We start from the raw sequence: 11,342 nt of genomic DNA, 5'->3' as shown, positions 1-11,342 counted from the left end.
CACGCCAAAGCTTACGAAGTGCTTCCAACTCGGCCTTTGTCACGGTGATCCCTCCATGACTGGATTCTGGATGGGATCATCTCGCAGAAGACGGACTGACGCCAGGTGTGCGCTATTTGACGCTCACGTCTCCCACATCTGCAAGCAACTCGACGAAGTCGTGCCGGCCTTCAAGAATCGCCCATTGGAAGGTGAGTATCCCTACGTGTGGCTGGGTGCCACGTTCCCGAAGGTACGGGCAGGCGGACCCGTTCAGAATATGGCTTTTGAGTTGCGATCGGCGTAAAGAGTACCGGGGAACGCGAGGTATTCGGTTTGGACCTGGGGACGACGGAGGATGGGGCATTTTGGCTCACCTTCTTGCGCGGCCTGGTGGCACGTGGACTAAAGGCGCCAAGCTGGCCATCAGTGATGCGAGTCCGGGGCTTTAGCGGCAGTTTGTACCGGATATCACGAAGAGACCGATCCACTTGACAGCTTACTACAAGGTGTTATAATAACCTGCGTAAAGCATATTATTCACACATGAATTATCGGAAATTCGCGATCGACCTGTCAACACCGGCTTGAAATTCCCCAAAAACATCGCGCCGCCTTCCTCAAAAACACCGGGAAGCGATTCCCCAAATTCATCGCGCTAACATTCCCCGCACATATGTTCGCCTATCCTGTCATCACCTCCTCCTTCAGTGCATGCGTCACCCCGGCCTTGAGCTTGTCCTTCATGCGGTAACTGTTGCCGCGGATATTGATAGTCGTCGCGTGGTGCAGCAGCCGGTCCAACAGCGCGGCCGCCAAGACTTGATCGCCAAACAGTGTGCCCCAGTTGGTGAAACTCGTGTTCGACGTGATGATCATCGACCCGTGCTCATATCGCTCGGATACGAGCCGGAAGAAGTTCGCCGCATCCAACGCGTCCAGTGGCAAATAGCCCACTTCATCGCAGATCAGCAGTTTGGGCTGCGTGTAGATACGCAGACGCTTCTCCAATCGCCCCTCTTGGTGAGCTCGTCGCAAGTCGGCGACCAGCTTCTGCATCGTGACGAAGTACACGCTCATCCGCTGCTTGACCGCTTCCATCCCCAGGGCTACGGCCAGATGCGTCTTACCCACCCCGGGCGGGCCGAGAAAAATGACGTTGCCGCCCTCCCGGATAAACGTCAGCGTGGCCAACTCTCGAATCTGCCGCTCGTCAATCGACGGCTGGAACGAGAAGTCAAAGTCGGCCAGCGTCTTGTGAAACGGAAAGTGCGCCAGTTTGAGCCTGGACTGGAGGTAGCGGTTGTACCGCTCCTCCAATTCCGCGTCCAGCAGACGGTGCAGAAACTCCGCGTATGTTGCCTGGTGCCCGGCCGCCCACTCCACGCTTGCCGACAACACCGCAGCCGCACGTTTGAGCCCCAACTCCAACAGCGCTTCCTCCGCCTTGGCCATGACCAGCGCCTCTGTCATTGAACTTGCCCCCCTAATGCGTACTGTTCATACACAGCCAGTTCTCGCTGTTCGACTTCCGGTTCCACCTGAATGCCCGGCACTTTGCCGCGCTGGCTCCGAACGGTATCATTCGGGATACCCCGGACATGCTCGGAACAGGCGGATACCTGGTGCTTGCCCGAAAGAACACGGTGTTGGGCGATGACCTCACCGTCGTACTCCACTCGCAACTCGCCCGTCTCGAACTCACGCACCAGCACCGTGTGCCCCACATATCGCCAAGGTACGGAGTACAAGTTGGCATTCCACGAGATGCGACAGTCATTTAACACCTTGCGCAGACCGGTCTGTGCCAGTGTGTAGCGGTGAGCGGGCAGAGGCTGCAGCGATTCGGCCTGAAACCGTACCACCGGTTGTTCCCGGGTCGTCCCATGAATTCGCACGTTGGCCACCGTATCCCGCCACACTGCCGCTTGCCGGTTCAGGTCATCCAGGTCCACAAACGAGACGGGCCAAAAGCTCTGCCGGATGTAACCAATGGGTCGCTCAATCTTGCCCTTCGTCCGGCTGCGGTAGGGTTTGCAGGCTTTGGGCACAAAGCCGTAATGCTTCGCAAAGTCCATATATGCGGGCTGCCAATCCACCTGACCCTTTCCGTCATGGGAGACGACCAACGGAGCGCAATTGTCGCTGAGAATCGTTTTAGGGACCCCGCCAAAGAACTCCAGTGCATGCCGCAGTGCCTGCAGGATATGCAACTGGTCAGGTGCTTTGATAAACTCCAGGTAGAGCATGCGGGAGTAGGAGAGAACCATGGCGAAGCACCACACCGTCCGCCGGTTTTGCTCCTTGTCGTAGTAGGGAAACGCGCCCAGGTCGATTTGGGCTTGTTCACCTGGAGCCGTTTCAAACCGCACGGTTGCCTTGGCCGAGACAACCGGGCGAAGGGGGTGCATGAACTCGCGCAGGACGGTGATCCCGCCGGTGTAGCCCTGCTCCCGGATCTCGCGGAAGATCCGTTCGGCGTTGAGCACACCGATGCGCATCCGCTGCTCAACGTAGGGCTTAAACGGCTCCAGTTTTGAACCCTTCACGCGTCTTCCCCGGTTCAAAGTGCTCGTATCCACCGAGACGTCGTCCCCTTTCTTTTTCTTGCCAAAGATGGCGTTGCGGATGGTTTTGCGGTCATGTCCGAATCTGCGGGCGAGTTCGGTGATACTGACGCCCTCTGCGAAGAGTTGTTTGATTTCCATCTTTTCACTCTCCCTCATGCAAGGCACCTCCCACCTGATGGTGAACGGTGCCTTATTTCAACAAGTGGTGGGGAATTCATCCCGATGAAAATGGGGAAATCAATCCGGTGTTTTCGGGGAATCGCAATCCGCTGTTTATGGGGATTTTACATCCGATGTTGACACGACCGGACATCCGGAGGCGCACCTGCATCTCTCCTGGCACTGTTGGAGTGCCCGGAGGGGTACGAGTGCGCCTCCTTTTGTCTAGAAGGGAGTTGATACGGGCGAAACATAGACGAATGGTGCAATTTGATTTCAACCAGTCGGAGTAGGCTTCCGCAACGCCAAGTAGTCAAATGCAGTGGGAGGTCAGTGAGGGATCCATTTGAGGTCAGTAAGGAATCCATTTGATCTGGCTGTGCGAGAGGCGATGTTATACGGAGGCGAATTATTGTGCGTAAAATAGCGAAATTAAGCATAGCAGTATCGACCGGCTTGGCGTCCCTTGGAGCTCTTTCTCTGGCACCAGTGCTCTCGACTCACGCGACCCAACCGGTAACGCTGACCTGGATGGTTCCAGAAGACCCACTTATCGACACATGGGCAAAGGCGGTCGCGAAGGGATTTGAAAAGGCACATCCCGGCGTGACAGTGAAAGTCCTCACCCCTGGGAGTACGGCGTACGGACAGAAACTGTTGACCCTTGTTGCGGCCGGACAGACTCCTGACGTGTTTACGGATTGGGGCAATACAGGAATCTTCACGTTGGTGCATCACAATCTCGTTCTTAACCTCAGTCCCTATGTGAAGTCGTTGCCAGATCACGGGGCGCATATCCCCGAAGTCTATCGGAAAGAGTTCAGCATCAACGGGCAGTTATTTGGGATTCCATGGAACAGCAATCCTACCTTTATAGTGTACAACGTTGACTTATTCAAAAAATATCATGTTCCGCTGCCTCCTACTAGCTGGAACGACAAACATTGGAATCTGAACACCTTACTAGAAGATGCCAAAAGGTTGACCCACAATACGAGTGATCCCAAGAATGGGACGTATGGTCTCGTGATGCAGAGTGGGTCCGACGGTTCTCTAGCTTGGTTGTGGGGAGCGGACCCATTTAACAATAAAGGCGGTCCAGAGTATTCGAGGGCGTATCATGGCGCACCAATTTCGGCCACCTATGCCACCAGGAAAGGTATGGTCCAGGCGATGGCTTGGTTGGCGGATTTGACGACCAAGTACAAGGTATCACCGTCCCAGGGTGTGTTGAATGCGATGTCCACGCTGGGTAACCCGTTCTTTACTGGTCGGATTGGAATGGTGGAAGTGGCTGGTGGTTGGCTGATGCGCCAGGCTGCGGTGGCAGAACCAAAATTTCATTGGGCTATCGCACCATTCCCATATGGACCAGCAGGGGTAAATACCGGGCAGCGTGAAGACAATGCGTTTTATATTGCAAAATCGAGTAAAAATCCAGAACTTGCCTTCCGACTCATCGAGTACGCTACAACAGGTGAGGGTGCTGAGGAGTTTGTACAGTTTGCAAAGGGCAATCCTCCCTACACGGGGAATAAGTACTTCCGCCAATGGGAGAATGCCGTGTTTCAGATTCCCGGAATTTCGATGACCAAGTCACAGTTTGCTCAGGTCTTTCTCGGTGGAATCCAGCACGATTACCCAGATCCGGGGAACATCATAGATAATGCAACCGACTTCGGGAATACCTTTACTCAACTGATGGCGAACGTATGGTTGGGCAAACAGTCGGCCGCTCAAGGTTTGGCGGCTGTACAATCCGCATGGCAGAAATATTTACAGCACTGACCCTTTTCCGTTGAGTACACATGGGGTGGCGGTCGCCACCGCCACTCCGATTGCAGAAAGGTGATGTCACGGATGAACATAGCCGCATCGTCTTCAGCGGCGACACGGGTGCCGATGCGTACAAGGCACAGGCTATCTATGCGCAAGGTCGAGATCATTTGGTTTTACCTTTTCATTACACCCTGGCTGGTGGGGTTCCTTGCATTAACAGTATATCCCATGATTGCTTCGGCGTACTACAGCCTTACCGACTACAGTGTCCTTTCCCCGCCGCGATGGGTAGGGTTTTCCAATTACGTCGAGTTGTTCCACGATCCGCTGTTCTGGCACTCGGTGTACGTCACCGCCATTTATGCAGTTTGCACGGTGTTCATTCACCTGACACTAGGACTGTTTGCGGCGTTGCTGTTGAATCTGCGCGTCCCAGGCATGAGGCTATTGCGCACGGTATATTACCTTCCGAATGTGCTACCGGTCGCATCCGCCTCAATGCTTTGGATTTTCCTCTTCCTCCCGAAGTACGGCCTGATAGATAGCATTCTGCATCAGGTGCTCGGTGTAGATGGACCAGAATGGTTATCAGATCCGAACTGGGCGTTGCCTGCACTCATCATTATGAGCGCGTGGAGCATCGGGTCAGCCATGATCATTTTTCTCGCGGGATTACAATCCATCCCCGCTGAGTTGTATGAGGCGGCGGAGATTGACGGTGCATCATCATTCAGCAAGTTGTTCCGTATTACCATCCCGATGCTCACGCCTCAGATATTGCTCAACCTTATCCTGGGGCTTATCGGTGCCCTTCAGACCTTCGTGCAAGCGTACATGATGACCCAGGGCGGGCCTGATTACAGCACGTACCTGTATTCGCTTTACATCTATCAGAACGCTTTCCAATCGTTCCATATGGGAATGGCCTCCGCGCAGGCGTGGGTCTTGTTCGTGGTAGTCCTCAGTCTGACTGCTGTGATATTCAAGACTTCGGCACGCTGGGTCTACTATGGTGGACTTGACTTTTAGGGAGGGAAGCATCGTTGATACGTGCCCACCGAGTTCGCGCACTGAGTGGATTCTCTGTTCTCATCTTTGGAGCCATCGTCTTTATTTTTCCAGCGCTCTGGATGATTTCGGCGTCCTTGCAAGATAATAGTCAAATTTTACGGTTTCCTCCCAGTCTTTGGCCGCATCCTTTCACAATTGAAGGTTATGTGGACGGATTCAACGTCTTGCCGTTTGGCCGATACTTCGTGAATACGTTTGTCATTGCAGCAGGTTCCTCAATCGGTGGTGTCATCTCGTCGTCGCTGGCTGGATTCGCATTCGCAAAACTGCGTGCGAAGGGTAAAGACGTTTTGTTTCTCTGTGTCCTTTCTGGACTGATGATTCCATACGCGGTCATAATGATCCCGCAGTACTTGCTCTTTAAAGAGCTGAATTGGATCAACACATACTATCCTCTCATCGTTCCGGCGTGGCTAGGACTGCCATTTCTCATCTTTTTGTTCCGCCAGTTTTTCGCGGGAATTCCAAATGAAGTGTTCGAAGCGGCCCGCATCGACGGCTGCGGCTATCTTGGTCTTTATGGCCGGATTGGCGTACCTCTGGCTATGCCCGCGGTGGCGACCGCGTTCCTTTTCCACTTTCAAGCGTCCTGGAATGATTTTCTTGCGCCGCTTATCTACATCAACGACAATGCAAAGTACACACTGTCGCTTGGGCTCGCTGCCTTCACAAGCACATGCGATTGCACGCCGTGGAACCAGTTGATGGCGGTTTCGGCTACTGTTTCTGTAATTCCTGTCATGGTGTTTTTTGGTGCTCAAAAGTACATTCTGCAAGGCATTACGTTGTCGACAAAGTGAGGTACGGTAATACCGTCGCGTCCCACCAATCGGCTGGTTGATGCCGCTATTCTGGCTCATTTGTGCTCAGGGAGGCGTGACGATAAAAACCTCTATAGTTCCCTTGAAAGGTGAGGTGCGCAGAGGCCATGAGAATGCTCGTCCTAGACTTAGATTCGTTGCGTCCCGATCATCTTGGATGCTACGGTTATCCGCGCAACACGTCCCCGAATATCGACCTCATCGCGGCGCAAGGAGTTCGTTTTACAAATTACTACACTTCGGATGCGCCGTGTTTTCCCTCCCGGACAGCCCTGATGACAGGCCGGTTCGGAATTCACAACGGGGTGGTTGGTCATGGTGGTACGGCAGGAGACGTCCGGCACGAAGGACGTACTCGAGGGTTCAGCGATACTCTTTCTCGGGCAAGCTTGCCTGCCTTCTTGCGTAGCGTCGGCATGCGCACCGTGCTCGTAAGTCCGTTTGCGGAGCGTCATGCGTCGTGGACGTTCTACGCAGGTTTCAACGAGATATACAACACAGGTAGGCGAGGCATGGAGTCTGCAGAGGAAGTCACTCCCGTTGTGCTCGATTGGATCGATCGCAACGCCGAAACCGATAACTGGTTTCTGTACGTGAATTATTGGGATCCTCATACACCGTACCGGGCTCCGGCTGCTTTCGGCAACCCGTTTGAGAATGATCCCCTTCCGACATGGATCACTGAAGAGACACTTGAAAAGCACAAGAGGCTGGTCGGCCCGCACGGTGCACGTGAGATCAACATGTACGACAACCGGACGGATCCACGTTTTCCACGCCATCCGGGCGAGATTCTCGATATGCAGGGGCTGCGCCGGATGGTGGACGGTTACGACTGTGCCATACGCTTCCTGGACGAGAACATCGGGCAACTGTTCGCGGCCCTCGAGGCGAAGGGCGTGTTTGACGATCTCGTCATCATCATCACGGCCGACCACGGCGAGAACATGGGTGAGCTAGGCATTTACGGTGAACACGGTACTGCGGATCAAGCTACCTGCCGCATCCCCATGATCATCCGCTGGCCGGGCATGAAGGCTGGTCATGTGGACCATGGTCTGCATTACCATCTTGACCTTGCACCGACGTTGGCTGAGATGTTCGGCCGCGATCCCTTGCCATCATGGGACGGGACTAGTTTTGCCCGAGTATTGAAGGAAGGAGAGGACCAAGGCCGGGAATACCTCGTTCTATCTCAATGCGCGCATGTGTGTCAGCGCAGCGTGCGTTTCGGTGACTACCTATACGTGCGCACGTATCACGATGGCTTTCACCTGTTTGAGGACGAGATGTTATTTGACATTGCGAACGATCCGTACGAACAGGTGAACTTGGCAGCCAGTCATCGTTCTCTCTGCAAAGATGCGGTGTATTATTTGAACGAGTGGCATGACAAGATGATGATGAGCATGCCTTTTGATGTGGACCCACTGTGGACCGTGATCCATGAAGGGGGTCCGTACCACGCCCGGCCGGAACATCTGCGCATGTATGTGGAGTTTCTTAAGGTGACTGAACGTGAGTGGGCCATCCCTGAATTGCGGCGCAGACATCCGGAGGCGTTTTTGGTTCAGGAACCATAAGGGAAGGTACTATGCTGCAGGGCACGGGGCGTTGGGCGGGACCAATCGCCCGTGACTCTCATGTACAGGAGGGATGCCTTTTGGCCAGCCCTTCTGTCTTCTGTGTCATACTCAATAGCGATCTTTCCTTTTTTGAAATTCACGACAGCAGGTGATTATCTTGCATCAAATACCGATTTCGCCCTGTTGTGGTGTGTCGCGGAACAGTTTCGATTCCGAATTGAGGGTCACTCCCCTTTCTAAAAGCTCGAAGAGTGGTACTCAAGATGTTCTTGAGCCAACGCAGCCAGGCTTGCCAAAGGGACCGGGCGCACCTGCTGAGTCGGTACCCGTCGCTCGACAGGAGAAATTGTATAAAGACATGATTCTTCTGCCGGGCGGCGAATTCCTGATGGGTACTGATAGTAATGAAGGCTTTCCTCAGGACGGGGAGGGACCGGTTCATAAGGTCTTTTTGGATCCGTTTTATATCTCACCGTGCGCGGTGACGAACGCCGAATTCGCGGCGTTTGTTGAAGCTACGGGATATCGCACGGATGCTGAGAGATATGGTTGGTCGTTTGTATTTTACAGCTTCGTCGACAAGCGTCTTTTAGAAGGGGAAAATGTAACATTTTCTCAACAGGCCCCGTGGTGGGTGGCAGTACCGGGTGCCACGTGGCGTACGCCCGAAGGCCCGGGCTCCGATATTGGCGACAGAATGGATCATCCGGTCGTACATGTGAGTTGGAATGATGCCGTTGCTTATTGCAAATGGGCAGGTGTCCGTTTACCAACCGAAGCAGAGTGGGAGTACGCTGCACGTGGTGGTCTTGTTCAGAAGCGATATGCTTGGGGAGACATCCTCCACCCTAACGGAGAACACCGTTGCAATATTTGGCAGGGTAAATTTCCTGAGAAAAACCTTGGAACCGATGGGTACTTAGGTACCGCTCCCGCAAAGTCATTCCAACCGAATGGATATGGGCTGTATAACGTATGTGGGAACGTATGGGAATGGTGCGCTGATTGGTTTGCTCCTGACTATTTTCAACGCAGCCCGTACAGAAATCCGAAAGGGCCTGCCCAAGGGAAAACTCGTGTCATTCGGGGCGGATCGTATCTATGTCACCGGTCATATTGCAATCGATACAGGGTCGCTGCCAGGAGCTCCAACACGCCCGACAGTTCATCTGGGCACTGCGGATTTCGAGTTGCAGCAGATGCGTGAATGCAAGCTGGCAGTGGGAGATGGCGTTTTCGGTCAATGGGCAGAGCGCGTCTTTGTTGTCATCGCGGCGAGGACGGAAGCCGGGTGGAATTGGGTCCCACAATCCCGATGCCCAAGGCCATGCCCAAGGCCATGAACGCATTTGTCCTGTTGGGGATGAGGCTTTGTGGGCATACTGTCGCGTCGTACGTCCATAGTACCTAAGGAATGTAAGTTATCATGAACGAGGCTTCGGCTCGATTCAACGGACGCGCGCGGCGTCCGGTTGTGACACCACCAGATGCAGACCCGGCGGATGAAGGAGGCGGGAGCGTACAGATACCTGCAGCTCGTCACCGTCCCGAGCAGGCTGCTACGGAGGATTGCCGACAAGGGCCGTCTGAGGCTGACTCTTGCGGTGCCGGAGGGTGGGCCGGCGCCGGGAGTGTCGAGGGCGCTGGGAAGCTCGGGAGCGCCACTGCCCTCGGCGCCTCAGGAGGGCCGGGAGCGCCAGGCGCATCGGCCGGCAATGGTGCGCCGGCGGGCGTCGGCGGGGCCCTCTGCGGCCGCAACGCCGCGCGGTATCCTATCGACATCGTGGAGTGGGCGCGTTGAAAGGCGTGTGCAGGCATTGGCTCTGGATGGGAAATGGCTCCGCACCGGATCGCGCGTGGACGAGCAGGCTGGCGTGGATGGTCCGCCGCCGGCTTGGCGTGGAGTAGCTCAGGAAAGGCCTAATCCCGCAAGTTTCGAACGGAGGTACCGCATCGGAAGTCAGTTGGCAGCACGATTCTTCTCGTTTTTTGAACCTCTTCAACATGTGTATGATTGAGCCGGGCCAAGAGCACTTCCGCAGCTGTCGTGCCGACCCTGTCTGGATGTTGCAGAATAGCAGTGACCCGCGGGAAAATGAGTTCCGAATACTCCAGGTCACCAAAACTTACAAGAGATATGTCTTCAGGAATCCGAATCAAAAGCTCCCGTGCTGCCAGCATAAGACCGTACAAAATTGAATTGTTTGTCGCGAAAATGGCAGTGGGCCGGTCATCCTTTAGAGTGAACAGCCTTTTCCCACAGAGGTACCCGGTTTCCTGATCAAACCGGCCATGCTGTATGTATTGTGGTCGAATGGGTATACCTGCGTCCAACATGGCCCTTTCGTAGCCTCGTTGCCTTTCAATACTTGTGCTGATGTAAGGCTTGCTGTTGACAATGGCTATGCGTTCGTGTCCCATCTCGATCAGGGACTGGACCAATCGGTATGAGCTTTGCTCACCTTCTTCAACGACGGTATCCACTTCCACATCGGTAATCGTCCTGTCGACGAGGACGACTGGAATATTGGCATCAAGGAAGGGTTTCAGTGCAGAGCCCAGTTCCAACCGGGAAGGGGCAAATATCAGCCCGTCAATGCGCCGCTCCCTGAGAATCCGCAAGAACGTTTCCTCTTTCGAGGCGTTGTCATCTGTGCTGCAAAGCAGCAGGTTGTAGTCGCTCTTGCTTACACAGTTCTCAATGGAACGAACCACGCGGACGAAGTATGGATTTGAAATGTCAGGCACTATCACACCGATGGTTTGGGTCTTCGCCCGTTTCAGGCTCCTGGCAACCCCGTTCGGATTATAACCCAGTTCATCGACGGCCTTGAGTACTTTTTCCTTTGTTGCAGCACTTACATAGCCGACACCCGTGAGCACCCGTGAAACAGTGGATGGAGACACCTTCGCACGCTCGGCGACGTCTTTGATGGTTGGTTTCAATGTAGCAACATCACCCTGCCAGTGTCGCTTTCAAGCCATAAGTCTTCCTTGCCCGGGAACGCATAGGTAATGCAACGTGACATGCGACGCTCGTTTTTGCCCTTTTCGACCAAGAAATCGGATGCATCACGGGATCAGAGTTATTATTGTTCGCAAATGACGGAACTGTCAACAACCGAGCCCGCCGGTCACCGTCGCTGGGTGGACGGCACCGCCCGGCGTCCGAAACCTCCGCTATACTGGATAGAAGCGAAGAGCGGGAGACGCCTCGGATGCAGCATGGTGCGAAACGAAGATGTGCCAAGGGGAACGGGTGTTCTCCCGGAGTAATCAAGGCTGGGGTGACGATATGGACCCGAAGTGAGCGTCAAATAGCGCACACCTGGCGTCAGTCCGTCTTCTGCGAGATGATCCCCTCCAGAATCCAGTCA

The 11,342-nt window shown here is 54.4% G+C and carries 8 protein-coding genes and 1 pseudogene; 6 read left to right on the top strand and 3 right to left on the bottom strand.

What is annotated here, in order from left to right:
• Positions 1 to 121 precede the first annotated feature (121 nt).
• Positions 122 to 428, top strand: a pseudogene (locus IEX97_RS13620) (transposase); the annotation flags it as partial.
• A 235-nt stretch (positions 429 to 663) separates the two neighbouring features.
• Here the strand turns inward: IEX97_RS13620 and istB are convergent.
• Together istB and istA are read right to left on the bottom strand one after the other, a co-directional pair.
• Positions 664 to 1,452 (bottom strand): IS21-like element helper ATPase IstB, encoded by a 789-nt coding sequence (istB, locus tag IEX97_RS12125; protein WP_188883351.1) that lies wholly within the window; start codon positions 1,450 to 1,452, stop codon positions 664 to 666.
• Entirely contained in the window at positions 1,449 to 2,705 is a 1,257-nt protein-coding gene (gene istA / locus IEX97_RS12120) for an IS21 family transposase (protein WP_188883350.1), read from the bottom strand. Before istA ends, istB begins: the two co-directional genes overlap by 4 nt.
• Before the next feature lie 417 nt (positions 2,706 to 3,122).
• Here istA and IEX97_RS12115 point away from each other — a divergent pair, with 417 nt between their 5' ends.
• From IEX97_RS12115 to IEX97_RS12095, 5 genes are all read left to right on the top strand, one after another.
• Positions 3,123 to 4,496, top strand: coding sequence for an ABC transporter substrate-binding protein (locus tag IEX97_RS12115; protein ID WP_188883349.1), 1,374 nt, complete (start codon positions 3,123 to 3,125; stop codon positions 4,494 to 4,496).
• A 138-nt stretch (positions 4,497 to 4,634) separates the two neighbouring features.
• Complete coding sequence (locus tag IEX97_RS12110) at positions 4,635 to 5,516, top strand: carbohydrate ABC transporter permease (RefSeq protein ID WP_229776882.1); 882 nt, start codon at positions 4,635 to 4,637, stop codon at positions 5,514 to 5,516.
• A 14-nt stretch (positions 5,517 to 5,530) separates the two neighbouring features.
• Positions 5,531 to 6,358 carry a carbohydrate ABC transporter permease gene (locus tag IEX97_RS12105; protein ID WP_188883348.1) on the top strand — a complete coding sequence of 276 codons (828 nt, stop codon included), beginning with the start codon at positions 5,531 to 5,533 and terminating at the stop codon, positions 6,356 to 6,358.
• Positions 6,359 to 6,486: 128 nt separating this feature from the next.
• Positions 6,487 to 7,962 (top strand): sulfatase family protein, encoded by a 1,476-nt coding sequence (locus IEX97_RS12100; RefSeq protein WP_188883347.1) that lies wholly within the window; start codon positions 6,487 to 6,489, stop codon positions 7,960 to 7,962.
• Between the two features lie 292 nt (positions 7,963 to 8,254).
• Positions 8,255 to 9,172 (top strand): formylglycine-generating enzyme family protein, encoded by a 918-nt coding sequence (locus tag IEX97_RS12095; protein WP_444541806.1) that lies wholly within the window; start codon positions 8,255 to 8,257, stop codon positions 9,170 to 9,172.
• A gap of 713 nt (positions 9,173 to 9,885) precedes the next feature.
• Here IEX97_RS12095 and IEX97_RS12090 read toward each other — a convergent pair.
• A complete protein-coding gene (locus IEX97_RS12090; RefSeq protein WP_188883344.1) occupies positions 9,886 to 10,911 on the bottom strand; it encodes a LacI family DNA-binding transcriptional regulator in 1,026 nt (341 codons plus the stop codon).
• Between the last annotated feature and the right edge of the window lie 431 nt (positions 10,912 to 11,342).

Source organism: Paenalicyclobacillus cellulosilyticus, from assembly GCF_014647315.1.
GTDB lineage: Bacteria > Bacillota > Bacilli > Alicyclobacillales > Alicyclobacillaceae > Alicyclobacillus_J > Alicyclobacillus_J cellulosilyticus.
This window is presented reverse-complemented; position numbering and strand designations above follow the sequence as displayed.